The sequence below is a fragment of the Roseibium porphyridii genome (assembly GCF_026191725.2).
Lineage (GTDB): Bacteria > Pseudomonadota > Alphaproteobacteria > Rhizobiales > Stappiaceae > Roseibium > Roseibium porphyridii.
In genome coordinates this window covers 3,237,178-3,262,060 of the sequence record NZ_CP120863.1, presented here as the reverse complement: position 1 = coordinate 3,262,060, position 24,883 = coordinate 3,237,178, and the positions used below count along the sequence as shown (strand labels likewise).

Genomic DNA, 24,883 nt, shown 5'->3' with positions numbered 1-24,883 from the left:
ATCTCCCATGGATTAAAGCCTGGCCAGGTAAGGTTCAAGCGCAGCAAGACTTTCAAGATTGTGTGCAGGTGCAAAGAGGTCGACATGCGGCAGTGCTGCCTGCATGCCACCCGCCGAGGGCTCGTAACCTTCCCAACCAATCAGTGGATTAAGCCATACAATCCGGCGACAACGGCGCCTGAGACGCGCCATTTCTTCTCCCAATACATCGGGCGCGCCAGTGTCGTATCCATCAGACAAAATCATTACGCAGGTACGCGAATGAATTACGCGCGCTGCGTGCCAGCGATTGAAATCAGCCAGAGCTTCGCCGATTTTGGTGCCACCACCCACGCCTTGCGCCATCAGCCCCAAGCGATCAAGTGCCCGACCGGCGTCCCGTTCTGAAAGCGCAGAAGAGACATGGACGAGACGGGTGTGAAACAGGAACGCTTCAGCTTCGCGAAAGTTGTCCAGAATGCCGTGCACAAAACGCGTAAAAACGCCTGTGTAGTTGTTCATGGAACCGGACGCGTCCAATAGGACCACAAGCCTGAGCTGTTGCTGACGCGGTCCTTTGCGGATTAGTTCGAGCGGCGTTCCGCCATGGGCGATGGAATGACGGATGGTTCGGCGCAAGTCCAAGCGGCGCGCCTTTCGTTTCTGACGGTCTCTGCGCGTCAGCCGCACCCGCATGGAGCGCGCCAGTTTTTCAGCAAGCTCATGTGCCTGTTTCAACGCCTCGGGATCTTCCATCTTCCTGAAATCGATCTGTCCGAGATTTTCGGCGATGCTTGCGCCCTCCCGGCGACCGGAAGGTGTTTCACCGGTTTCTTCATCTTCTTCGCCTGGTTGACGTTCGACATTTCCAGCGATCGTGTCCTGCCGATTGCCCTGCGCATCAACCAACTCACGGATGGTTTTCATACCTTTGCGCGGGCTGGTTCCGCTGACTTTCACACCGGACTTCACGCCTTTGCCGACCCAATAGGCTTCAAACAGTTCGTCGAACTTTTTCCAGTCAGCCAGACGTCCGCAAAAAAGTGTTCTAAACGATGCCTTCAGCCTGTCCTGTCGGTGTACAAGCGGCGTCTGAAGAAGACGCAAAGCATCGCTTGTCTCTGCCATTCCTACCTTGAAACCGCTGTCGCGCAATGATCGAACAAAGCCTGCAAGCCGGGCACGCAGCACGGCTCCTAGGTCTTCACGGGTTTCAAAATGAAGAGCGCTCATTACTCAAGCCACCTTGCCAAGCAGCCTGTCGGTAACCTCGACTGTCACCCGGGATTTGTCTTCGCGGGTTTTCAAGACACAGGTCAAAGTGTCGAAAACCAGTTCTCTGTTTTCGTGAAGATCTTTTGCCCCCAGCCCCAACAACGCGGCAGCCCAGTCAATCGTTTCCGCGACCCCGGGAACCTTGACCAGATCCTCCTTGCGCAGTTTGCCCATAAGTTCTGCAATCTGAAGCGCCAAACTTGCATCGAGGCCACTAACCCTTGAGAGCAGAATACGCGCTTCACGGTCGGGTGTCGGATAGTCGACATAGTGATAAAGACATCTGCGTCGTAAAGCATCGGACAGTTCGCGCGTTCCATTTGAGGTCAGCACAACACGCGGGATTGTGACGGCCTCAACTGTGCCAAGTTCAGGTATCGAGACCTGATAGTCCGAAAGAATTTCGAGAAGGAATGCTTCGAATTCCTCGTCAGCCCGGTCAATTTCGTCAATCAACAGAACAGGCGCTTCAGCTTGCCTTATCGCTGACAGGAGAGGGCGCTCCAAAAGGTACTTTTCAGAAAAGACTGCTTCTTCAACGCTATTGGCGTCGTCGCCCGATCCCTCCCTTGCCTTGATCGCGAGGAGTTGTCGCTGGTAGTTCCATTCGTAAATGGCATCGGACCGGTCAAGACCTTCGTAACACTGCAGACGGATGAGATTTGTTTCCTCAAGACGTGCCAGTGCCTTGGCGACCTCCGTTTTGCCGACACCAGCTTCGCCTTCAAGGAGCAAGGGTCGGTTCAGCATTTCGGTCAGAACAAGAGCGGTCGCCAGTCCCTCATCGGCGACATATCCCGTTTTCGCCAATGCCTCTGCAATTTGGTCTTTGGTCTTGCTCATCCGGTTGCATTTCGTTCGAGTTGAAAAGATGAGGAGCAGCCTTCACCACCGGGAACCTTTCCCGGCAGCGAAATTAAACTGAGGTTCTCCTGGCAGCTTCCACCAGGTGCCCCATGGGCCGCAATCTTGGAGAGCGGCCCATGGTTTGAACTGTCTCAACCGTGAGCGCCGAGATCCTTGGCAGCCTGCCAAATTCGCCATGCATCGTGCGGCATCTGGATATGAGTGCTCCCAAGGAACTGGAAGGCATCATTCACGGCGTTCGAGAACGCCGGTACGCCGCCGACATTGGGGCTCTCACCCACGCCTTTTGCACCGATTGGATGATGCGGGCTGGGCGTTACCGTATGGTCGGTTTCCCAGTGAGGCGTTTCAACAGCCGTTGGAATGAAGAAGTCCATGAAGGACGCCCCCATCACGTTGCCTGTTTCGTCGTAGCGGATCTCCTGACCCATTGCGATCGCGAAAGCTTCCGTCAAACCACCATGAACCTGTCCCTCGATGATCATTGGATTGATACGCGTGCCGCAATCATCGAGCGCGTAGAAGCGCCGGGTCTTGGCGACACCTGTATCAACGTCGATATCCATGACGCAGAAATAGGCACCGAATGGGTAGGTCATATTGGGCGGATCATAGTAGCTGACCGCTTCAAGACCAGGTTCAATGCCTTGAGGGGGAGCATGATAGGCCGCCCAGGCGATTTCCTTCATGGACTTACGCGCTTGCGGGTTGCCCTTTACCTGAAAACCGTCGACGTCCCACTCCAGATCATACTCGGACACCTCCAACATATGGGCCGCGATCATCTGAGCCTTGTTGCGAATTTTTCGTGCCGCAAGTGCAATTGCTGCACCGGCCACAGGTGTCGAGCGGGAACCGTAGGTACCAAGGCCATAAGGCGCAGTGTCCGTGTCGCCTTCTTCGACCATGATATCATCGGCCGGAATACCGATTTCAGTCGCGATGATCTGGGCCCAAGTTGTCTCATGCCCTTGACCCTGAGACTTGGTTCCCATCCTTGAAATCACAGAGCCGGTCGGATGGACACGGATTTCTGCGCTGTCGAACATGGCCACTCCGAGAATATCGCAGTTCTTGGAGGGGCCAGCGCCGACAATCTCAGTGAAGAAGGAAACGCCAATCCCCATGATTTCGCGGGTCTCGCCGCGATTGAACGCCTCTTGTTTGGCCTTTTGTTCTGCGCGCAGCTCCCGATAGCCGATTGTATCCATCGCCTTGTGCATGGCGGTGTGATAATCGCCGCTGTCATACTCCCAGCCGAGTGCTGACTGATAAGGAAACTGTTCGGGTTTGACAAAGTTCTTGATCCGCAGGTCTGCGGGATCCATGCCAAGCTTCTGGGCCAGAATATCCATGCCCCGTTCAATACAATAAGCAGCTTCCGTCACACGGAACGAGCATCGGTATGCGACACCTCCAGGTGCCTTGTTGGTATAGACTCCATCAACTTCAAGATGGGCTGTTGGGAAGTCATAGGAACCTGTGACGATGTTGAAGAAGCCTGCTGGCCATTTGGACGGATCGGCACACGCATCGAACCCACCGTGATCGGCAAGAACATGTACTTTCAGACCGGTTACCGTGCCGTCGTTTTTCGCTGCGATTTCCGTGGTCATATGATAGTCACGGGCAAAGGACGTCGTGGAGAGGTTCTCCATCCGGTCTTCAACCCATTTGACCGGTACGCCGGTCACGATGGAGGCAACAATTGAGCAGATGTAGCCAGGATAAGCGCCAACCTTGTTACCAAAACCACCGCCAATGTCCGGTGCAATTACGTGGATCTTGTGCTCAGGAATGGTGGACAGTAAGGACGCGACCGTTCGAATGACGTGCGGTGCCTGGAACGTCCCCCAAACCGTCAGTTCGCCCTTCACTTTGTCCATGGAGGCAACGCACTGACAGGTTTCGAGCGGCGAAGGGTGAGTGCGGTGATAGGAAATCATTTCCTTCACCGTGACATCAGCCTCCGAGAAGGCACGTGATGTTTCGTCCTTGTCGCCGACTTCCCACGTAAAGATATGGTTGTGATGTTTGCGGGGGCCGTGTGCGCCTTCCATCTTGCCGTCGAGATCCGGTCTCAGAACCGGCGCGTCTTCGTCCAGTGACTTGAACGGATCTGTCAGAACAGGAAGTTCTTCGTATTCCACTTCAACCAGCTGAATGGCGTCATCCGCAATGTAACGGTTTTCGGCCACCACAAAGGCAACTTCCTGGTTCTGATAAAGAACCTTGCCGTCCGCTAGCACCATCTGAACGTCACCTGCAAGCGTCGGCATCCAGGCGAGGTTCACGCCTTTGAGATCTTCGGCCGTCAGAACGGCAATGACGCCGGGCAGTTTCAGAGCCTCGGATGCGTCGATCTTGGTGACCTTTGCATGGGCATAGGGAGAGCGAACAAAGTCGCCAAACACCATGCCGGGCAGTTTCAGATCGTCCACATACTGGCCTTTGCCTTGTGTGAACCGGATGTCTTCAACGCGTTTGCGCTTGCAGCCCATGCCTTCCAGGGCCGCTTCACGCTGTTCCCGTGTCGGGGTCATGTCGTTCATTCTGCAGCCTCCTGAATATCAGTGCCGTTCAGCTTGGCCGCGGCGTACTGGATGGCCTTGACGATGTTCTGGTATCCGGTGCAACGGCACAGGTTGCCTGAAATTCCCATGCGGATTTCGTCTTCCGTCGGGTTGGGATTTTCCTTCAGCAGCGTGTGGGCACGCATGATCATACCTGGAGTGCAAAAACCACACTGAAGACCGTGCATCTGTCGGAACCCTTCCTGGAGCGCAGACAGCGTTCCATCCGGGTTGGCCATGCCTTCGATCGTGGTTAGCTCTGCGCCATTTGCCTGGACGGCAAAAACGGTACAGGTCTTCACCGACATGCCGTTCATCTCGACAGTGCATGCTCCGCAATGAGATGTTTCACAGCCAATATGCGGCCCGGTCAGGTTTAGTTCTTCACGCAGAAAATGGATCAGAAGTGTGCGTGGCTCTACAAAGCGCTGCACCTTCTTGCCGTTTACGGTCAGGCTGACCGGGACCTGTTCAATCTCACTCATTAGTCTCTCCCAAAATCCTGATCAGCCCTGAGTCCGGTCTGCTGCGCGTGCAAGCGCACGTTCCAGCATGACACCGGCCATTTTTGTCCGATATTCAGCAGGTCCACGGCCATCTGAGGCCGGTTCTGTAATGGCTTCTGCGGCAGCGACCGCCCGCTTGATCGTGTCAGCGTCAAGCGATGAACCGGTCAGAATTTCGCCGGCCTCTTTCGCAAAAAGCGGTGTATCGGCAACATTGGTGAGCGCAACAGAGCAAGTGCTCACCGTCCCGCCTGACATTGTGAGAACAACCGCCGCGGCAGCGGTCGCATAGTCTCCGACTTTCCGCTTGAGTTTCTCATAGGCGTAGCCATGACCGGCCGGTGGCACCGGAATACGGATGGCAGTCAGGATCTCTTCAGGTGCAAGAGCGGTGAAATAAGCGGCCTCATAAAAATCCCGGGCCGAAACATGTCTGTCGCCATCAGGACCTGTCAGAACGTAATCGGCATTGAGGCATTGCATCAGAGCCGGCATGTCGTTGCCAGGATCCCCGTTGGCGACATTGCCACCAAGCGTGCCAAGATACCTGATCTGCGGATCGGCAATCAGTTCAGACGTCTCGCGAATGATCGGCAGTTTCGCGGCGAGCAAATCCGAAGCAATCAGCTCGTTCTGTGTGGTCATGGCCCCGATAACGATTGTGTCGCCGTCTTCAGCCACGCCTTTCAGGTCGGCAATCCCGCCCAGATCGACAAGATGCTCAGGAGCGGCCATCCGTAGCTTCATCATGGGAATAAGGCTGTGCCCTCCCGACAACGGTCTTGCTTCATCTCCATGGCTAACCAGGATAGCAACTGCTTCGGCCACTGATGATGGCCGGTGATAGGTGAATTCACCAGGTATCACGTCCGTTTCCTCCCTCAATCGGTTCTGACAGAGAACCGAAGCCGGACACCTCAACACGTCGCGAAGCGCTTGGTCCGGCCAGATCGTGCATCGCCTCCAGGAGTGGTGGCAGATTGTCACATGCTTGAAGGTTGGGAAAAGGTGCGCTGCACACTCAAGGCAACATGCATTAACAGCACCGGCTTATGCACTAATGGCGCAATCGCTTGCACGAAATGCGGCAATAATTCTTACGCATTTCATGAGTGCAACACCCCGAAGGACCGTGAAAACGAAGTAAAAACAATATACTAAATTAAGAAACAGCCTTCGTGGGAACGGTAGGAGGTTTGAGCCTACTTTCGTGCAAATCTGCACGAACGGCGAAGAATTCGAATGCATTTGCACTGCACAAGCGATATCCGCATCTGAAATATTTGGAGTTATTGCGCTACGGCTGTGTGTTCTGTTGCTGCTTCTGCCATTGCAGATAAGCGCGCCTTGACACGCCCCCACCGAGACCGACTTACGGGTACGGTTTGTGCGTCTTCTCCATCCAGAACAAGCACTCCACCATCGCCCGAGCGTTTGTAACTCGCTACACGGCTGATGTTGACAATGTGGCTTCTATGTACCCGGTTGAAGGTCTTGGGATCGAGCTGCTGTTCCGCTTCGCTGATCGACAGGGGACAGAAGAATTCACGAGATCCGTCGTAAAGCCGCGTGTAGTGCGCATCCGCATGAATAGCATAGATTTCCTTGATACCGATCTGGCTCTTCTGGCCGTCTTTCTCAATCGGGATCGTCCGTTTTGCCAATGCGGACTGGGCACGCGCAGCAACTGTTGCAGCTTGCAGTCCTGCAGCGGTCTTTCGAACATGTTGCGAGGTCTGTATCGGAGGTTCTTCCGCAAACTGAGTGCGCGCAAAGTTGGTTTCGTCTGGCAGCTGCGCATCTGACGCTGCATCCACGACATCATTCGAAGGTTCCGAGCCCTGTGCTGGAACCAGGGCAAGCAGGAAGAGACCAGATACAAGAAATGCAACGCAACACACGACAATCGCCAGAACGCCAGGACTAAATGATGGACCTCCAACTCCTGTCGCTGTCTGCTTCAATTCATACGTCAGACCGGTCATCGCGGTGTAATGCATTGCGGAGATGGCAAGTGCGAGTACCGCCGCGGAAAAGACAATAGGTGGCCGGCGTCCGAGGCCGAAAAGGAGCCACATCGCAAGGCCCGCTGCGTTAAACGCGACAAGAAAACTGGCAAGCACATAGGCCGGTTCATGAATCATGTTGAGCGACTCATGAAGGGCATACATACCCAGGTAATGCATTGTGCAAATGCCGCTTCCCATCACAAAAGCAGCTAGTCCCAATCTGAGAGGTGTGAGCCGTGAATTGCTGGCAGCAAAGACAGCGATTCCAACCACGAGAACACAAACAAGGAACGAAAGCAGGGTTGGCAAAACAAGAAAGTCGACGGCTATCGGCAATCGTGCCGCAAGCATGCCCACAAAGTGCATGGACCAGATGGCCAAGGCGAGCGTAAGTGCCGCTCCGGCCAATAGAAACCGCCGGCGCGGGTCGACGGCGTTCCTGACTTGAACCGCCAGGCTTAGTCCGACAAAACTTCCCTGAAAGGCCATCACAAGGGATAGCGCCACGAGCCAGGGCTCGTGCGTCACCGGCATGTTGCTCCGAACCTCCCATTCCTTCCGGTGTTGAATCGCACCGGTCTCCTCATGGCGCATGATGATAGGCCAAAGCCACGGGTGCGGCAAATGGTCAAGGCCTTAACTTCAACCGCCTGTCACAGACAAACACTTCAAACTGCAGGCTCATCAGGATTCTTCAACGTCGAGCGCAACAGGTTTATTAGAACCTCGGCAGGCTTGCTGATGGAAACACCGGTCCTGGTCAATAGGCCGATCGTGCGCCTGACATCCAAATCCACAACCGATCTGAAGGTCAGGTCTCGGCTCATATGAGATTGCGTCGCTGTTTTGGGCAACAACCCAATACCAAGTCCACTCAATACCAGTTCCATAGCAGTCGTTGACCGTCCCACCTCAAAGGTCCATTGCGCGGAAAGGCGACGAACGGCCAAAGCTTCATCAATCAGCACGCGATTTCCCGTGCCGCGAGCTGGAAGGATGAGCCTTTCCTTTACAATGTCCTGCCATTGAATAGCTTCCTGTTCCGACAAATGATGGGTCGCGGGTAGGGCAAGCACAATTGTGTCATCGAGAAGAGGTTCAAAATACGTGTTCGGATCCAAGACACCAATGGAACAGACCCCAAAATCCGCATCACCATGAGAAACCGCTTCGGAAACTTCGTTGGTCGCCGCGTCGAGAAGGCGAATTCTTGGTGAAAAGCCCTGATCTTCAAACCTGCGAATAGCAGGCAGGACGCAACTGGGGATCACGGTCGGTATCGCGGCAACATTGACCAACATGCTGCGTTGATATTCATAGGCGACACTTTCATCTCGCATGGCACGGGTGGTATCGGCCGCAGTCACCAGCATATCCGCGGCTCTTGCCTGCAGCCTTTTGGCAGCAAGAGTTGGCCGCACCATACGTGTCGTGCGTTCAAAAAGCACAGATCCGAGTGCCTTTTCCAGTTTTTGAACCCGTCGGGTGACAGCAGATTGTGAGAGGTTCAAACGATCAGCCGCGTTGTGGAATGAACCAGTTTCCAAAACCGCCAGAAAAGCTTCAAGATCGCTGAAGTCGAAATTAATGTGCATTACGCAATAATTCTTTAAAAAGCATCATTGGTCAAATCAATAGAGTGTCTGGTAGACGGGATCCGAGAGGACCCGGCACATGAGATCTGACATTGATATCGTTGTAATCGGCGGCGGCAACGCAGCTCTATGTGCTGCTATGACTGCAGCGGAATGCGGTGCAAGTGTTTGCATCCTTGAAACAGCACCGAAGCCTTATCGTGGCGGAAATTCCAGACACACGCGAAATTTTCGCTGCATGCACAAGGGCCCCCATGGACCTCTTGTCGACGATTATTCCGAAGACGAGTATTTCAGCGATCTATTGAAAGTCACAGCAGGCAAGACCGATGAAAAACTGGCGCGACTTGCCATCCGAACCTCTGAAGAATGCCTGACCTGGATGCAGGAACATGGTGTGCATTTTCAGCCTTCGCTTTCCGGAACGCTTTCACTCGGCCGGACCAATGCGTTTTTCATGGGTGGAGGCAAATCCCTCGTAAATGCCTACTACCGCAAGGCTGAAAGTTTGGGCGTGACAATTCTCTATGAAGCCCATGTCACCCATCTAGAACTGGTTGATGACCGGATCGAACTTGTAAGTTTCGCCCACGAAGGAAAAGAAAAAAGGCTGGTGCCGAAAGCAGTAGTTGTCGCTTCCGGTGGGTTCCAGGCTGATACGGACTGGCTGACACGCGCCTGGGGCCCGCCAGCAAAAAACTTCCTGATCCGCGGAACTCCTTACAACCGGGGCGTCGTCCTTGCAGACCTTCTGGATCAGGGCGTCAGCTCCGTCGGCGACCCGACACAGTGCCATGCGGTCGCCATTGATGGCCGCGCACCCAAATTCGATGGAGGCATCGTGACCCGATTGGACTGTGTGCCGTTCTCTATCGTGGTCAACAAGCACGGGGAGCGGTTCTACGACGAAGGGGAAGACGTCTGGCCCAAACGTTACGCGATCTGGGGCCGGTTGATTGCTCAACAGCCTGATCAGGTCGGGTATGTAGTCATAGATGCCAAATCGCTGGAGCTCTTCATGCCGTCGGTTTTCCCGCCGATCAAAGCCGACAGCCTGGAAGAGCTTGCAGCAAAAATGGATCTGCCACCGAAAAAACTTTCAGACACGGTTGCCGAGTTCAACCTGGCCTGCGGCAACACGTCGAAGTTCCACCCGACCGAACTGGATGGTGTCGCAACCTCCGGCCTGCTGCCTGCCAAAACCAACTGGGCACGCCCGATAGATGAACCACCCTTCTATGGCTACAGCCTCAAGACCGGCGTGACCTTCACCTATCTCGGTTTGAAGGTGGATGAAAATGCACAGTGCAGCACTGGGCAGGGGCCTGTTCGCAATTTGTGGGCAGCTGGAGAAACCATGGCCGGCTCAATTCTCGGACAGGGCTACCTGGCAGGATTTGGCATGACCATTGGAACCGTCTTCGGCAGGATCGCGGGCAGGGAGGCAGCGAAATATGCAAACTGATTTCTTGCAGGAAGCTCGTCGCCAAGCTGAAATTTGCAACGCCTGCCGATATTGCGAAGGATATTGCTCCGTCTTTCCCGCACTTCACAGTGAACGGGTATTCAGTGATGGCGACCTCACCCAATTGGCCAATCTGTGTCACAATTGTCGCGGCTGTTACTACGCCTGTCAGTATACATCCCCGCACGAGTTCGATCTAAATCTCCCCAAGGCCCTGGCAGAGGTACGTCAGGAGAGTTGGGAACACTTCGCGTGGCCTGAAGCGTTCGCGAAACGCTTCCAAAGCAGCGGTTTGATGATTGCCATTGCATCTGTTCTTTGCTTCTCCGTCTTCTTTCTGACCATTCGCACGCTCGGATCAGCAGGAGGTGAGGGGTTCTATGCAGTCCTGTCACATACGGCCATGGTCTCGATCTTTCTTCCTGCGTTCGTATTTCCTCTTTTCAGCCTCGCCATCAGCATGCGGCGATACTGGAGCGCAACGAACGGAGAACCTGTGAGGCTTTCGCATATCGTTGAGGCTTTTGGGTCTGCGGCCCGAATGAAAAACCTGGCAGGCGGTCATGGTGATGGATGCAATTTTGAAGACGAAGACAGGTTCAGCCAGTCCCGACGTCTTGCTCACCAGGCAGTCATGTACGGCTTTCTGCTTTGTTTCGCCTCAACTTCTGCCGCGACCATTCTGCACTACGCGTTTGATATGCCCGCACCGTATCCAATTTGGTCGTTACCAAAACTACTTGGATTGCCCGGTGGCATATTGATGGTCGCGGGATCTCTTTGGCTGATGGCATTAAAGTTGAAAGCAGACAAGAACCTGGGAGCGCCGTCCGCCTGGGGTGGAGAAATGGGTTTTGTCGCACTTCTATTGCTGGTCGCGTTGACTGGATTGTTGCTTTACGCAATGGGCAGCACAAGTCTGATGCCTTTGCTCCTTGCAATTCACTTGGGCTCTGTTCTGAGTTTTTTTCTTCTCACTCCGTATACGAAAATGGCGCATGGCTTCTATCGACTTGCCGCGCTGATCAGGGAGGCGCAGCGCAAGCGCACAAATTGAAGAATTGAACTAGTGCTTACCGGTAAAGCCAGCCGGCAACGAAATCCGAGCTTTTAGACCCGGTTCGCCTGTTGTGAGTTCCAATGATCCGCCGTGGCGTTCAGCAACCCGAACAACAATTGGCAACCCAAGACCGCTGCCGTCACTATTTGCTGACACTTGCCCGAAACGTTGCAAAGCTGTTTGGATTTCTTCCTGGTTCAAACCTCGTCCGTCGTCCTCGACCGATATGGACACAGCAGCCTCATTGCTCTCGCAAGATACCGATATCCGGGAGAGCTTCGGCCCTCCATGCTTCAATGCGTTGTCAATCAGATTGGCAACGGCCTCACGTACCATCGTCCTGTCAGCTGTTATTTCCAGAACCTCATCACCCAGTGAAGCGTCAATTTCGATGCCACGATGCGGCACTGCTTGAAATTCCAAGACAAGTTCATTGAGCAGATCCCGCAGAGAAAAGATTTCCTTCTCCGACGCCGGACTTATGGACTTTGCGCGCTCATAGGTCAGAAGTTTTTGCGCAAGCTGGCTTGTCTCTTTTGCTGCCTTTACGAGATCTTCGGCGCGCTCTCGCATAGCAACTTCTGATCTTGCCGAGCGGACGGATTCGGCCAGCGCCAGCACACCGGCCAGGGGATTGCGAAGTTGATGAGCCGCATTTGAAATGAATTCACCTTGCGTTGCCATCGCATCGGAAACCTGGCCAAGCAACCGGTTGAGCGTTCGCACAATGCCTTTCACTTCCGCTGGAACCGCGCGTTGGATCGCTTTCAAGTCATCGCCGGATCTAAGGTCAATTGCTTGCTGCAGATCGTTCAAGGGCCTCAGCCCGATCCTGACGCCGAACCAAACGATAAGTGCAAGAGACAGGATAATCGACGAAATCACGACGAGGGATCGCAATATCAGCGCGCGAACAAAGGTTGAGCGGATCCTGACATCCTGCCAGACGGTCGTTGTGAACACCCCGCTAAATCCATCCACTTGCATATGGGTACGCATGCGATAACCACGGACTTCGCGACCCAGATACTCGCCGTTGAAGTATACCGCATTGAGGTCTCCGTCCGTCGCGGTTGGAATGCCTGCTGGTGGCGTCGCATATCCCGCAACAATGACACCGTCGGGTGCATAGACATGATAGTAAACGCGCCCGCCGGAGGTGTCGGCAAGGATCCTGCGCGTTTCGACCCCTAGCGCATCGCCGCTGGAAAGGGCGACGTCATTGGATACAGCAAGTGCGGCTGATTGCAGGCTTCTGTCGAACACGTCTCCAGCAGTTAGTCGTGCATTGTTCAGCTGCCAGAACCCCGCAGCACCGGCAACGAAGAGGAGGGGGATGAGAATGATTAGGGTCAGACGGATGCGAAGAGAGTACGACCTCTTCATGATGTGGCCCTGTTCAAGGAATAGCCGATACCTCTGTGAACGTGGATATTGACGCCGTGTGGGCTCAGCCTTTTGCGCAGGCGAGAGACATAGACTTCAATGACCTTTTCATCGGTTTCGCTGCCAGCTCCGTATAGCTGATCGAGCAGGCTGGCCTTGGAGACAGTGCGGCCATTGGCGTTCAAGAGTGCGGCCAGCAGCGCAAGTTCTCTCCTTGGAACTTCCAGGACCTCATCCCCATCGAGAAGCTGCATCGAACCGATATCGAATTTGAGTGCGCCAACATCTTCAAGTTGCCGGGGTGCGGTGGCTTTGCGCCGGCCTAGCGCACGAATGCGTGCAGCGAGTTCTTCCATCTCGAATGGCTTGACGAGATAGTCATCCGCACCTGCGTCAAGTCCAAGAACCCGATCCTGCGTATCTGATCGCGCAGTCAACAGAATGACAGGACGAGGGTCGTCTCGTTCCCGGAGTTCAGCCAGAAGCTCAAGCCCGCTCTTGCCCGGCAAGTTGATATCAAGAATGATCAGGTCTCCATCTTCCTGTTTCAGGAAGAACTCGGCATCTTCTCCGTCATGGAGAATGTCCACAGAGTGCCCGGCATCCCGCAATTGGTAGGCTATGCCTTTGGCGAGGCTCACATTATCTTCGACCAGCGCGATCCGCATGTTTTTTCTTTTCGATGAAAGCTTGCTGCAAGCTTCGCAGGGAAATCTGGATGCATCAAGCCGCTTTTCGGGCGGTCTGAACGCGCAGCAGTTCAAACCAGATTGACTGCGCCATTGGGAGGAGAAAATGGTTCTAAATAAACTAGCGCGCAAGCTCGCGCTGAGTGTCATGTGCGCAGCCGGTACTATGGTTCCAGCGCAAGCGATTGCCGAAGGTCTTGATCTGGCGGGGAAAACCGTGGAATGGGTAATCCCGTTCTCAGAGACAGGTGGTTCGGCAAAATGGGCAAACTTCTATGCGCCCTTGTTGAGCGAAGCGCTGCCCGGTACTCCGACGGTCGTTGTCAAATTCATGCCTGGTGCCGGTTCCACCAAGGGAGCCAACTGGTTTCAGAACCAGAAATTCGGCGACAGCGAAGGCACTGTGATTTTCGGTTCCTCCGGCTCGACCCAGTTTCCGTATCTGCTCGGAGACCCTCGCGTTCGTTATGAGTACAAGGATTGGAACGTTGTTCTGGCGTCTGGAACCGGCGGTGTCGCCTATTTGCCGCCAGACCTTGCCGGAAAAATGAATGGAAACGATGCCAGTGCGCTTCGTGAAACAGACTTCATTTACGGCTCACAAGGAGCAACCCGGCTCGATCTTGTCCCCTTGCTAGCCTGGGAAATGCTCGGTTTGAACGTGGAGCCTGTCTTCGGCATCAAAGGCCGCGGCGATGGTCGTCTGATGTTCGAACGCGGTGAGGCGAATATCGACTACCAGACGTCTTCCTCCTATCTGAAAGGCGTTACACCGTTGGTCGAAGCCGGCACTGCTGTCCCGATGATGAGTTGGGGTGCGTTGGATGCAGAAGGCAACATTGTCCGTGATCCGACCTTCCCGGAAATGCCGACATTCAAGGAAGTCTGTGAAGCAACTGAAGGATGTGAAACCTCGGGTGCCAAATGGGATGCCTGGAAAGCCTTCTTCATCGCCGGATTCCCGGCGCAAAAAATGGTGTTTCTTCCAAACGGCGCGTCTCAGGAAGCGATCGACACCTATTCAAAAGCCTTTGAAACCGTAAAGGCACGTGGAGACTTTGCCGAAATATCGTCGGGTCGCCTCGGAAAATATCCGCAAATGACCGGTACAGAAGCCGACGGCGCACTGAAGAGTGCAACGGAAGTTCCAGGTAGCGCCAAGGAATTTGTGGTTGGCTGGTTGCAGGAGCGCTACGGCGTTTCGCTGAAATAGACCGAACGGACCCTCGACCCGCCCGGGTTTGACCGGGCGGGCACTGCAAAACTTCTTTCAAATCAGAGACGATCCAGTGGACATTCTCGGTACCGCTATGCCTGCGCTCGCCCAGGCCTCAGCGATGATCTTTCAGCCAGCAGTTCTCGGTTACCTCGTCCTCGGCGTGGTGATGGGATTGTGTATCGGTGTCTTTCCCGGACTTGGGGGCATTGCAGGCTTATCGCTGCTGCTTCCCTTCATGTTCGGTATGGATCCAGTTCTTGGCCTTGCGTTGATGATTGGCATGGTCGCGGTTGTGCCGACATCCGATACGTTTGCCTCTGTACTCATGGGAATTCCCGGATCTTCTGCGTCTCAGGCAACGGTCCTTGACGGCTTTCCGCTTGCGAAAAAGGGCGAAGCAGCACGCGCCTTATCTGCAGCCTTTGCATCGTCCCTGTTCGGCGGTCTGGTTGGCGCCGCGTTCCTCACGGTTTTCATTCTGGTTGCCAGACCTATCGTGCTTGAGTTTCGCACACCTGAACTGTTGATGATCACTTTGTTTGGTTTGTCGATGGTCGGAATTCTGGCCGGGCAGGTGGCTATCAAGGGCGTCGTCGCTGCCGGCCTGGGCTTGATGGTCGGCACGATCGGTGAGGGCGATAGCGCCGGCGCCCTGCGCATGGCCACATATGACATGCCATATCTCACCGACGGGCTGAAACTCGTCATCGTTGGTCTCGGCATCTTCGCGATCCCCGAAATTGTTGCCCTTCTTCGTCAGGACCGCGCAATTTCCGAGCGCTCAATGCTCGGGGGCGGCTGGCTGCACGGCGTTCGTGACTGGTTTGCCAATATCTGGCTCAGCGTGCGCTGCTCACTTATCGGTGTCACGGTTGGCGTCATCCCGGGGCTCGGCGGTTCGGTTGTTGATTGGATCGCCTATGGCCACACCGTCCAGACGTCGAAAGACAAATCGAAATTCGGCAACGGAGACGTGCGCGGGGTCATCGGGCCGGAAAGCTCCAACAACGCCAAGGAAGGCGGCGGCCTGGTGCCGACCTTGCTCTTCGGAATACCCGGGTCGGGTTCAATGGCGGTTTTCATCGGCGCGGTAGCCCTGCTCGGGTCGGGTCAGATCGAGGTAGGCCCCTCGATGCTGAAGAACAATCTCGACGTGACATACGCGATTGTCTGGCTTCTGGCTCTGGCGAACGTGGTCGGTACGGTCATCTGCATACTAGGCTCCGGTGGCATAGCGCGTTTGACCACCATTCCGTTCGCTTTGCTTGCCCCATTCCTGTTCATGATCATTTCATTCGCTGCCTTCCAGTCAGGTCAAAACCTGATGGATCTGGTCGCACTTTTCGCCATAGGTCTTCTCGGCATTCTGATGCGTCGGTTCGACTGGTCACGGCCGGCGTTCCTGATCGGCTTTGTGCTTTCCAATCCGGCGGAAACCTACGCCAACCAGGCAGTGCAGATTGCCAGTTCGCGGTTCCGCAAGGGATTTGCAGAAGGCATGGAATACATCTTCTCGCCAATCGTGATCATTCTCATCTTGGTGACGATCGTTTCTATTGTGGTCGGATTGCGCCAATCCAAGAATATCCGTGCAGAAGGCGATGTTGCGACCGGAACCAAGCGCGCACCGCTGGTCTTCCTTTTGGCCATCCTTGGCTATCTCGTATTTGCCTTTACCGATGCTTCGCTAATCCCGGACTATGCATCGGCCGACAGGGTCTTCCCGCAATTTGTCGGTCTCGTCTCAATTGTTGGCTGCCTTATACTGCTGTTTCAAATGCGTGGTGTGAGTGAAAGACACGCGCTCTTTTGCGACAGTGAAGCGGGCAATTCCGAAGACAACCGGCACGGGCTCTGGAGCACGTTGGCGTGGTTTGCCGGTCTCCTGATCCTGACCTCGCTCATCGGCTTCATTCTTGCACTTGCCGTTTTCCTGGTTGCCTTCATCCACTATCGCGCAGGACGCAGCTTTGCTTACGCCGCGATCTACGGCGCTAGCGGCATAGCCTTCATGTGCGGCATGGCCTGGCTTTTGAACCGCGATTTCCCACCAGGCCTTTTGCAGTCCTTCGCAAAACTTCCTTGGCCACTGACGTGAAGACGACCAGTCGAATTCCACCGCTACCGACCAACGCAGTTGAGCTGATCAGGGAGACGGCCGAATGCTCCAGACATCTACACCTTTCATTTTCATGCGCGGCGGTTCTTCGCGCGGACCTTACCTCAAACGAAGCGACCTGCCGCAGGATCTGGATGTCCTGTCAAAAGTGCTAACCTCAATTCTTGGGTCCGGTCACCCCTTCAACATTGACGGTATAGGCGGTGGAACGGCTGTCACGACCAAGGTGGCCATGCTGTCGAAATCCGACGACGCGTGGGCAGATGTAGACTATTTCTTTGCACAGGTTGGGGTAGAAGAAGAATTGGTCGACTTCAAGCCTTCTTGCGGAAACATTCTGGTCGGTGTTGGCCCTGCGGCAATCGAAATGGGTCTTGTGATACCGACAGGTGACGTGACCGAGGTAAAGATCAGGGCCGTCAATACCGGAATGCTGGTCTCGGAAATCGTGCAAACGCCCGGTGGTGTCGTTGAGTATGACGGTGATGCCAGGATCGATGGCGTTCCAGGGACCGCAGCTCCGATCCAGCTTCAATTTATGAAAGTGGAAGGAAGCCTGACCGGGGCCTTGTTCCCGACAGGACATTCGATGGAGGTCATCAACGATGTCCCGGTGACCTGCATGGACGTTGCCATGCCGATGGTGATTGGTCTCGCGCACGACTTCGGACTGACCGGCGAAGAAAGAGTGGAAGATATCGACAAAAACAGAAGCCTGTATGAGAAGATGGAAGCCATCAGGTTGATTGCTGGCGAGCGCATGGGTCTTGGGGATGTTCGAAAGTCCGTAACGCCGAAATTCGGATTGCTGTCGAAACCAAAACACGGCGGAACGGCATCTGTTCGCTACTTCATGCCCTGGAACTGCCACCCGACATTGGCTGTCACCGGATCCCAGTGTCTGGCATCCTGTTTGTTGGCTCCCGGCACAGTCGGCGAAGGGCTCCTCGAAAAACGTCCAGCCACGCCAGCGACATTGCAGCTTGAGCATCCGATGGGCAAAATGGAAGTCCTGATAGACTACGAAATCCAGCAGGGAAAGTTCACCGTCAAGTCGGCGGGTTTGCTCAGAACCGCCCGCAAACTCGCGACTGGTGAGGTGTTTGTGCCTGCAACTGTCTGGTCACGAAACTGACGGAATTGCCATTCATCGAATTCCACAAACGGGTGCTAAGCGTGAAAACCGAATACGATGCACATATCGAGGCCGCAATCCTTGCACTTCTGATCGCTCGTCAACAGATAGCCGATGAAATCAAGAACTACCCAACGCCTGTCGCCGGCTGCGACGTCCAATACAACGGCCTGTTGTCCAAACGGGCGCAGGTGACAAGGGCACTCGATGCCATCAACTCCGAGGTGTTTGTTCCCACCCCAAGAACGCTTGTTGCAGGAGGCGGCGCAGAAAATCGATGAAAGTACATATTCTGGATGACTGGTTTGACACGCTGCGCAGCTTGGCCTGCTTTGACAAGCTTCAAGGTCATGACGTCACGGTCTGGACCGATCATGTTGAAGACATATCAACCCTTTCTGACCGTCTTCAAGAGGCAGACTGTCTTGTGCTGTTTCGAGAGCGAACAAAAATTACCGCTGAGCTCCTCAAAAAGCTGCCAAACTTGAAGCTGATTTCCCAGCGAAGCGTCTACCCACATATCGATGTTGCAGCCTGCACACAAAATAACGTCCTTCTTTGCTCCAACATGCATTCAGGTACGCCGTCTTATGCCGCGGCGGAGCTGACACTCGCACTGATGCTTTCAAGCTATCGGCAAATTCCGGAACAGGTTGCATCGATACGCGAAGGAAACTGGCAAATGGGTGTCGGTCGAACCCTGCGCGATCGCACGCTTGGTCTTTATGGGTATGGGCGCATAGCAAAAGCAGTTGCCACATATGCGCAAGCCATAGGTATGAACATTCAATGGTGGTCCTCTGAAGCCGGCAGAGAAAGGGCAAGGGCAGACGGCGTACAACTCGCAGAAAATCGCGAACTCTTTTTTGCAACATCAGATATTGTAAGCCTGCATGTCCGGCTGAAACCCGAAACACGTGGGATCATCACCGAACAAGACCTGGCGGCGATGAAGCCACGTTCGTTGTTGGTCAATACATCCAGATCAGGCTTGATCGCGCCCGGTGAACTGGAGGCTGAGATAGCAAAAGGTCGTATCTTTGCGGCAGTTGACGTCTTCGACACAGAGCCAATGTCCGATGTCAAAAATCCGCTTTTGACCTCTCCAAATGTTTTGGCAACGCCGCATATTGGCTACGTCACCGAAGACGAATTCGATCTTCAGTTTTCTGATATCTTCGATCAGATCGTTGCTTATGCAGATAACAAGCCCATACACATGATCAATCCGGAAGTTATGGTCTGACGCAGAAAGCAAGACCTCACCGGATTCGCGATCCAATTCACAACCATTGACTTGGATCACCTACGGGCGACCTGGCTTAAGATATCCGATCTTGATTGCAGCACCTAAAGACCTTAGGCACATCTCAATCCTTGTGGTCGCGACGGATATTGAATTTGAAGCAGGTCGACCAAAGCTAATTGTCATGACCCGGGCGGATAGGTTCCCATGAAGTTCTTTGAGAACGCGAGCGGTCGCGAAAGCGACATTTGCAAACTCTTCGGCAACGTTTTTGCAGAAGCAGAAGGTGCTGAAGAAGGAAAACTGATCGGGCAACTGTCGCGTGATCTCCTGCGGGAGACTGCCTCGGGTGATCTTCATACGTTCTATGCTATCGACAAAGAAAACGTTGTCGCAGCCATCATGTTCTCCCGGATGGTCTTCAATCAGGATGATCGCGATGTCTTCGTGCTCGGACCTGTCGCAGTTGCGACAGCACGCCAAGGTGAAGGGATTGGTCAAAGCCTCATAAGCTTCGGATTGAAAACGCTCGCGCAAGCCGGTGTCGAAGTTGCCTTGACCTACGGCGATCCGAAGTTTTATTCACGGGTTGGCTTTAAACCGATCACCGAGGAAGACGTGGCTGCGCCATTCAAGCTGCAATACCCATTCGGATGGCTCGGGCAATCCCTGACAGCGACACCTCTGACCTCCATCAAGGGATCATCCCGGTGTGTTACAGCGATGGGAAAACCGATTTATTGGTGAATTCCGATCTTTGCACAGCGCCCCAGATCAATCGATCCGCTTAGAACTTCAATGCCAGGCACTTGGCCTGGCAAAGAGTATCCGCTCCCTTTCTTAGGTGGGCGATGGGGCGAAAGGGAGCGGATGGGAGTGTGCGGTCCTACCAACCAATTCCAGTGTAATTGGAAGAGGCAGGGAGCGGAGCTGAAATACGGACGAGGTCCACAATCACTGCGTCTTCTTTTTTGGACTCCAACACACTCCGAAGACCTGGGATCTTCTGCGATACGATAATCGCATCAGCGTCTTCGACTGCTTCTGCGGCAGCCTCCTTCAAAAACTCCGGCAGGTCTTCAACGACATCCTTAAGGTGAGGGGCTGCGTATTGCATGTAGTCAAATTGTTGTTTGATGTGCGGTCCCGGCTGTATAGCGGGATCAAAAGCCGTAACTTCGACACCTCTATTCTTGAGTTCTGCAATGACCTCGAGTGTCGGACTTTCCCTTAGGTCGTCAGTGCCGGGCTTGAAGGCGACGCCCAGGATCGCGACCTTTTTCGCACCGCTTCTTTCTACAAGACCAACAGCCTGATCGATCTGTTTCTGGTTGGACGGCATCAATGCATCAATCATCGGCAAATCGACGCCAAGTTTATCGGCAAGGTGACTGACTGCCCGAACCTCCTTGGGCAGGCAGGAACCGCCGAAGGCAAATCCCGGCTTCAGGTAGTAAGGAGAAAGGTTGAGCTTCGTATCCTGAACGAAGATGTCCATGACCGCATGACTGTCGATGCCCATGGGTTTGCAAAGTCGGCCAACTTCGTTTGCAAAACACACCTTTGCGGCATGCCAGACGTTATCGACGTATTTTACGAGTTCAGCGACTTCAACGGTCGTCACGATAGGAGACTTGTCGACTGGTTCGTAGATCTTCGACAGAACCTCCGCAGTCTTGGTATCCGTTACACCAATCACAGTTTTGGGCGGTTCATGAAAGTCTGCGACTGCCGTACCTTCACGCAAGAACTCCGGATTGAACCCAATTCCAAAATCGACACCGGCAACCTTGCCCGAATGCCGTTCTATGATCGGCTTCATAATATCGAGCGTCGTACCAGGGGGAACCGAACACCGAAGAACCACAACATGAAACGCGGTTTTGTCTGCGAGTGCCTCACCAATGCCTTTTGCAACAGCCTCAATCGCTCGCGTATCGCAACCACCGTCCTTGCTGGTCGGTGTGCCAACGGAGACGAATGTAACATCCGTTTCGCGAACAGCTCTTTGCAGATTGGTGGTGGCAGAAAGCAGATCTTCGGAAACGCCACGGGTCAAGAGTTCGGACAGGCGGTCCTCATGAATAGGGCTGTTGCCCCAGGCAATTGAGTCAACTTTCTTCTGGTCAATATCGGCACCTACAACGCGGTGCCCGAGAGAGCAGAGACAGGCAAGGGAAACCGCACCGACATAGCCAAGACCAATGACGCTGATCGAAGCCTTCGGCTCTACAATGCTGAAGGGAAGCCTGTCGATTTTCTGGGCTGTATTGAGGTTGCCGATATACATGTTCATCTGTTTTCTCCTGGAAACATCGTTCTGGGATACAGAGAACAAGGACCGTGCCAATACGTAGGAAATTGAATTATATAATATTTTACAGATACTTATCTAATCTAACGCTGAATGGATAAGAGTTTGCAATTCCGAAAATCAAAAAAAGCGAATTCAAATTTGCGCAAATTGAAAAATCCGCCAGGTAGCTGCAGGCAGGAGTTAGGGCTGCCCAAAATTTGGGGCCCGTTCTTGCCGAGCCATATGGGCGTATATTTATAATGAACATGGCAAGCGATCGCAGGCTTGGCAGGTTTTGCAAATTCAGATGTCTCAGTTGTCGTTTCGCAAAAACCAAACTGGCAAAGTCACAATCGTCTCAAAGGCATTATATCGTAAATATCTGTTTTATTTCACATTTTAGATATTTTCCAATTGAGGGAATAACTGGCGAAGTCTTTGCAACTGCTTCAACAAACCCTTTTCAAAGGAGAAGCAGATATGTTTCCGAAGCCAACTTTCGCCCCGGTCGGTCGTGTATCCGGACCCATCGCTCGCACTGTAAGCCAACTGAATAATGTCTTTCTTTTGGACTTGGACGTGTTGGTCCGCAACGATCAAGCGCATTTGGAACATGACTTGGCGAGCTATCTTGAAGACTTCGCGAAACTGCGTCCCTGCTATCTGCTGAGCCGGTCAAGCTACAACGATGTCCTGTTGCGCCTATCTGAAAGGCTCATCAGATCATTGACCGGAGTTTTTGCAAACTCCGGCTCTGAACTCTGGTCTCAGAACGAGATCATGATCAGGCATGAGCACGACTTTTCCGACGATCTTTTCGAATTCGTCGCGAAGGTTGTGCAGCAAAGCTCTTATCCAGCCAAGCGAACGCCAACAATCGAATGTGGTCCGGCATCACTCCGCATTTGCCTTGCCGGCACCAACAGCACCGCAAAACAAATCGAGGACTACAAGAAATGGGAGAATGAACACAATGAGCTCACGGTCATTTTGGATGAGTTCAGTGCCCGTTTCCCGAGTTATGAAGTCTATCGGGATACAGACCACAGTCTTCTGATCATGCCGAGTTCTTTCAACAGCTCGATTGTTCGCAACCATATAATCAAACGGCACAAATCAGCGCGCCTGATTTCCTATCTCAAGCCCCGTTCGGTCAGCGGTTTTGCCCGGCCATTGCACAACGCTTTTTCCGAAGTAGACATTTGCACGGTCGTAGGCGGCCCCTGTGACGTCAGTCAGCTGTTGAGCTACGAAAAACGTTGTATGTCCGGACAAGAATACCTCTTTGATCTGCCGGCATCCTTACTCGAGGAGGCCTGAGATGCGTTCCTTACAGCCAAAAACCAGCGACCCGGTTGGATGGTCGGTACTGGACAGCCGAAAGGTCTTTGAAGCTGGCGACCGTCTTCGTGTGCTCCGCCAGACGATCAGTCTGCCGGACAGTCGCATAGTGGACGACTACTATCAGATCGATCTGCCTTCATTTGCCAGCATCTATGCCGTCACGGATCAAGATGAAGTGCTCATTCTTCAGCAATACAAACACGGGGTAGGGCAGACCTGTCTCACTCTTCCTGGTGGGCAAATTGATGCCTGTGAAGATCCCGAATTCTCGGCACGTCGGGAATTGCTTGAGGAAACCGGCTATGGTGGCGGCAAATGGGTTGCAGCCCCTACGATGGTGCTTCACGGCAATCAGAAAATTGCCAAATCGCATGTCTTTATCGCCAGTCACGTGATCAAATTGTGTGAGGCTAATTCGGGAGACCTCGAAACATCGACATTGCTCACTGTTCCACGCAAGGAAGTGAAACGGTCAATGCTGAACGGAAAAACCCCCATCGCCTCACATGTCGCCGCAATCGGTCTGGCGGAAATGTATCTTGCCGATTAGCAATCAATGGGAAATGAGGAAACTGACTGACTGCCAGCGAACAGTCAGTTCTCCACCGCATGGGTGATTGAAGCTTCATCGTCAGTTTCGATCGACTGTGCTTCTTCATCTTCCTGAGCTGCCCATATTTCCTTTTTTCGGTACAGCGTGGACGGACTGACCTCTAGCACACGAGCCGTTTTCGGCAAACTGCCGCCACAGGCATCAATGGTTGCTTCAATAAGTTGTCGTTCCAGAGTGTCGTAAGACTGCCCCAGCGAAAGTGTGATATTTGGCCAATCGCCAGCGACGCCACTTTCAGAACCAAATGACCGGTTTAGCGATTCTGGCACCGGACGAGGAACGGCAACAGTTTCACGTGCGGTGTTCGGCACACGACCGGCCAAAGTCGACAGCATGTCGGTTTCGACGATCGGTCCTTCGTTCAAAACAACGAGATTTCGTATCGTGTTTTGCATTTCTCGAACATTTCCGGGCCAGGAATGCCCCAAGAGCATTTCTTCCGCTTCGACAGAAAAGCCTTCGAATGCCTTTTGTTCTTCTTTGCCGAACTGCAATAGGAAGTGGCGAGCGAGCTCCAAAATGTCAGCGCCTCTGGCACGCAGCGGAGGAAGACCAATCGGCAATACGTGCAGTCGGTAGTAAAGATCCTCACGAAAACGACCGGCTTCAACCTCTTCCAGTGGATCTCGGTTGGTGGCGCAGACAATGCGCACATCGATCTTCTTCAAGCTGTCACTACCGACTTTCTGCACCGTTCCGCTTTGCAGAAATCGGAGAAGTTTGGCCTGAAGGTTCAATTCAAGTTCACAGATTTCATCCAGAAACAGTGTTCCACTATCTGCTCGTGCAGCAGCACCATCCCTGTCCGAGGTTGCGCCGGTGAACGCCCCTTTGACGTGTCCGAATATCTCCGACTCGATAAGGTCTTTCGGAATTGCAGCGCAATTGAGCGGAACGAAGGGCTTTTTGACACGCGGACTGGATTTGTGAATGGCCTCGGCGCACACCTCTTTACCGGTTCCACTTTCACCCGTGATGAATACAGATGCATTCGAACGGGCGACACTCTCGATCATCTTGTAAACGGCCGTCATGGGAAGGGATGAGCCGACAAACCCGTGATTGGTTTTCTGGGTCGTCGGTTTCCGCACTTCTTCGACGACTTCGGTAAGCGTTTCACGTTCCAGCGCATTGCGCGTCGTTGTCACCAATCGTTCTTCGGCGACGGGTTTGACAAGAAAGTCGTAGGCACCGGCCTGCATGGCCTCGACAGCCGTCTTGATTGAGCCGGAACTCGTCACAACCACCACTGTGACAGGCAATTGTTCCTCACCAATCAAAGTCAGCACGTCGTGCCCGCTCATATCCGGCAGTTGCAGATCAAGAAGGACAACGCTGATGCCCCCCTTGCGCAATCTGTCTATGGCATCCTGACCAGTTTCGACATGTAGCGTATCAATACCAGCCCGTGAAAGCTGGTGGCCATAGACGGTGGCAAGCGGGAGTGCATCTTCTACGATCAGAACTTTCAAATCACACTCCTCCGGGCGAACGGCACAAAATTGGC

At 53.7% G+C, this 24,883-nt stretch carries 21 protein-coding genes; 10 read left to right on the top strand and 11 right to left on the bottom strand.

Going from position 1 to position 24,883, the window contains the following annotated elements:
* Positions 1–12: 12 nt before the first annotated feature.
* From K1718_RS15195 to K1718_RS15165, 7 genes are all read right to left on the bottom strand, one after another.
* Positions 13–1,212, bottom strand: coding sequence for a vWA domain-containing protein (locus K1718_RS15195; protein ID WP_265681772.1), 1,200 nt, complete (start codon positions 1,210–1,212; stop codon positions 13–15).
* A gap of 3 nt (positions 1,213–1,215) precedes the next feature.
* Complete coding sequence (locus K1718_RS15190; RefSeq protein ID WP_152501724.1) at positions 1,216–2,097, bottom strand: AAA family ATPase; 882 nt, start codon at positions 2,095–2,097, stop codon at positions 1,216–1,218.
* 155 nt (positions 2,098–2,252) lie between these two features.
* Entirely contained in the window at positions 2,253–4,673 is a 2,421-nt protein-coding gene (locus tag K1718_RS15185; protein ID WP_152501723.1) for an aerobic carbon-monoxide dehydrogenase large subunit, read from the bottom strand.
* Positions 4,670–5,179, bottom strand: a complete 510-nt coding sequence (locus tag K1718_RS15180) for a (2Fe-2S)-binding protein (protein ID WP_418068038.1) — start codon at positions 5,177–5,179, stop codon at positions 4,670–4,672. Before K1718_RS15180 ends, K1718_RS15185 begins: the two co-directional genes overlap by 4 nt.
* 21 nt (positions 5,180–5,200) lie before the next feature.
* Positions 5,201–6,067 (bottom strand): FAD binding domain-containing protein, encoded by an 867-nt coding sequence (locus K1718_RS15175; protein ID WP_265681773.1) that lies wholly within the window; start codon positions 6,065–6,067, stop codon positions 5,201–5,203.
* Positions 6,068–6,489: 422 nt separating this feature from the next.
* Entirely contained in the window at positions 6,490–7,743 is a 1,254-nt protein-coding gene (locus tag K1718_RS15170; RefSeq protein ID WP_265681774.1) for an MHYT domain-containing protein, read from the bottom strand.
* A 134-nt stretch (positions 7,744–7,877) separates the two neighbouring features.
* Positions 7,878–8,804, bottom strand: a complete 927-nt coding sequence (locus K1718_RS15165; RefSeq protein WP_265681775.1) for a LysR family transcriptional regulator — start codon at positions 8,802–8,804, stop codon at positions 7,878–7,880.
* Positions 8,805–8,883: 79 nt separating this feature from the next.
* Between K1718_RS15165 and tcuA the strand changes: the two genes are divergently transcribed.
* Together tcuA and tcuB are read left to right on the top strand one after the other, a co-directional pair.
* Positions 8,884–10,269 carry an FAD-dependent tricarballylate dehydrogenase TcuA gene (tcuA, locus tag K1718_RS15160; RefSeq protein ID WP_265681777.1) on the top strand — a complete coding sequence of 462 codons (1,386 nt, stop codon included), beginning with the start codon at positions 8,884–8,886 and terminating at the stop codon, positions 10,267–10,269.
* Positions 10,259–11,326: a tricarballylate utilization 4Fe-4S protein TcuB gene (gene tcuB / locus K1718_RS15155; protein WP_265681779.1), complete on the top strand. Its 1,068-nt coding sequence runs from the start codon at positions 10,259–10,261 to the stop codon at positions 11,324–11,326. Before tcuA ends, tcuB begins: the two co-directional genes overlap by 11 nt.
* 9 nt (positions 11,327–11,335) lie before the next feature.
* Here the strand turns inward: tcuB and K1718_RS15150 are convergent, their stop codons facing one another.
* Positions 11,336–12,715 carry a sensor histidine kinase gene (locus tag K1718_RS15150; protein WP_265681782.1) on the bottom strand — a complete coding sequence of 460 codons (1,380 nt, stop codon included), beginning with the start codon at positions 12,713–12,715 and terminating at the stop codon, positions 11,336–11,338.
* Entirely contained in the window at positions 12,712–13,383 is a 672-nt protein-coding gene (locus K1718_RS15145; protein WP_265681784.1) for a response regulator transcription factor, read from the bottom strand. The genes K1718_RS15150 and K1718_RS15145 overlap by 4 nt, the downstream gene beginning before the upstream one ends.
* Positions 13,384–13,510: 127 nt before the next feature.
* Here K1718_RS15145 and K1718_RS15140 point away from each other — a divergent pair, with 127 nt between their 5' ends.
* From K1718_RS15140 to K1718_RS15115, 6 genes are all read left to right on the top strand, one after another.
* On the top strand, positions 13,511–14,617 hold the full coding sequence (locus K1718_RS15140; protein ID WP_265681786.1) for a tricarboxylate transporter: 1,107 nt from the start codon (positions 13,511–13,513) through the stop codon (positions 14,615–14,617).
* Positions 14,618–14,693: 76 nt separating this feature from the next.
* Positions 14,694–16,721, top strand: coding sequence for a tripartite tricarboxylate transporter permease (locus K1718_RS15135; protein WP_265681789.1), 2,028 nt, complete (start codon positions 14,694–14,696; stop codon positions 16,719–16,721).
* 64 nt (positions 16,722–16,785) lie between these two features.
* Positions 16,786–17,877 carry a 4-oxalomesaconate tautomerase gene (locus K1718_RS15130; RefSeq protein ID WP_265681791.1) on the top strand — a complete coding sequence of 364 codons (1,092 nt, stop codon included), beginning with the start codon at positions 16,786–16,788 and terminating at the stop codon, positions 17,875–17,877.
* Between the two features lie 41 nt (positions 17,878–17,918).
* Positions 17,919–18,158 carry a hypothetical protein gene (locus tag K1718_RS15125; RefSeq protein ID WP_265681792.1) on the top strand — a complete coding sequence of 80 codons (240 nt, stop codon included), beginning with the start codon at positions 17,919–17,921 and terminating at the stop codon, positions 18,156–18,158.
* On the top strand, positions 18,155–19,123 hold the full coding sequence (locus tag K1718_RS15120; protein ID WP_265681793.1) for a D-2-hydroxyacid dehydrogenase family protein: 969 nt from the start codon (positions 18,155–18,157) through the stop codon (positions 19,121–19,123). Before K1718_RS15125 ends, K1718_RS15120 begins: the two co-directional genes overlap by 4 nt.
* A gap of 207 nt (positions 19,124–19,330) precedes the next feature.
* Complete coding sequence (locus K1718_RS15115) at positions 19,331–19,870, top strand: GNAT family N-acetyltransferase (protein ID WP_265681795.1); 540 nt, start codon at positions 19,331–19,333, stop codon at positions 19,868–19,870.
* Positions 19,871–20,009: 139 nt separating this feature from the next.
* Here the strand turns inward: K1718_RS15115 and K1718_RS15110 are convergent, their stop codons facing one another.
* Positions 20,010–21,419, bottom strand: a complete 1,410-nt coding sequence (locus K1718_RS15110) for a nucleotide sugar dehydrogenase (RefSeq protein ID WP_265681797.1) — start codon at positions 21,417–21,419, stop codon at positions 20,010–20,012.
* Positions 21,420–22,037: 618 nt separating this feature from the next.
* Here K1718_RS15110 and K1718_RS15105 point away from each other — a divergent pair.
* Positions 22,038–22,739 carry a hypothetical protein gene (locus tag K1718_RS15105; protein WP_265681799.1) on the top strand — a complete coding sequence of 234 codons (702 nt, stop codon included), beginning with the start codon at positions 22,038–22,040 and terminating at the stop codon, positions 22,737–22,739.
* A gap of 1 nt (position 22,740) precedes the next feature.
* Positions 22,741–23,313, top strand: coding sequence for an NUDIX hydrolase (locus K1718_RS15100; protein WP_265681802.1), 573 nt, complete (start codon positions 22,741–22,743; stop codon positions 23,311–23,313).
* A 44-nt stretch (positions 23,314–23,357) separates the two neighbouring features.
* On the opposite strand, the gene K1718_RS15095 is transcribed toward K1718_RS15100, so the two are convergent.
* The gene (locus tag K1718_RS15095; protein ID WP_265681804.1) at positions 23,358–24,848 is read right to left on the bottom strand and encodes a sigma-54-dependent transcriptional regulator; all 1,491 of its coding nucleotides are present in this window, start codon (positions 24,846–24,848) and stop codon (positions 23,358–23,360) included.
* Between the last annotated feature and the right edge of the window lie 35 nt (positions 24,849–24,883).

Coding starts and splice junctions, on each gene's coding strand:
- K1718_RS15195 (WP_265681772.1), bottom strand. CDS start 1,212: ATGAGCGCTCTTCATTTTGAAACCCGTGAAGACCTAGGAGCCGTGCTG.
- K1718_RS15190 (WP_152501724.1), bottom strand. CDS start 2,097: ATGAGCAAGACCAAAGACCAAATTGCAGAGGCATTGGCGAAAACGGGA.
- K1718_RS15185 (WP_152501723.1), bottom strand. CDS start 4,673: ATGAACGACATGACCCCGACACGGGAACAGCGTGAAGCGGCCCTGGAA.
- K1718_RS15180 (WP_418068038.1), bottom strand. CDS start 5,179: ATGAGTGAGATTGAACAGGTCCCGGTCAGCCTGACCGTAAACGGCAAG.
- K1718_RS15170 (WP_265681774.1), bottom strand. CDS start 7,743: ATGCCGGTGACGCACGAGCCCTGGCTCGTGGCGCTATCCCTTGTGATG.
- K1718_RS15165 (WP_265681775.1), bottom strand. CDS start 8,804: ATGCACATTAATTTCGACTTCAGCGATCTTGAAGCTTTTCTGGCGGTT.
- tcuA (WP_265681777.1), top strand. CDS start 8,884: ATGAGATCTGACATTGATATCGTTGTAATCGGCGGCGGCAACGCAGCT.
- tcuB (WP_265681779.1), top strand. CDS start 10,259: ATGCAAACTGATTTCTTGCAGGAAGCTCGTCGCCAAGCTGAAATTTGC.
- K1718_RS15150 (WP_265681782.1), bottom strand. CDS start 12,715: ATGAAGAGGTCGTACTCTCTTCGCATCCGTCTGACCCTAATCATTCTC.
- K1718_RS15145 (WP_265681784.1), bottom strand. CDS start 13,383: ATGCGGATCGCGCTGGTCGAAGATAATGTGAGCCTCGCCAAAGGCATA.
- K1718_RS15140 (WP_265681786.1), top strand. CDS start 13,511: ATGGTTCTAAATAAACTAGCGCGCAAGCTCGCGCTGAGTGTCATGTGC.
- K1718_RS15130 (WP_265681791.1), top strand. CDS start 16,786: ATGCTCCAGACATCTACACCTTTCATTTTCATGCGCGGCGGTTCTTCG.
- K1718_RS15120 (WP_265681793.1), top strand. CDS start 18,155: ATGAAAGTACATATTCTGGATGACTGGTTTGACACGCTGCGCAGCTTG.
- K1718_RS15115 (WP_265681795.1), top strand. CDS start 19,331: ATGAAGTTCTTTGAGAACGCGAGCGGTCGCGAAAGCGACATTTGCAAA.
- K1718_RS15110 (WP_265681797.1), bottom strand. CDS start 21,419: ATGAACATGTATATCGGCAACCTCAATACAGCCCAGAAAATCGACAGG.
- K1718_RS15100 (WP_265681802.1), top strand. CDS start 22,741: ATGCGTTCCTTACAGCCAAAAACCAGCGACCCGGTTGGATGGTCGGTA.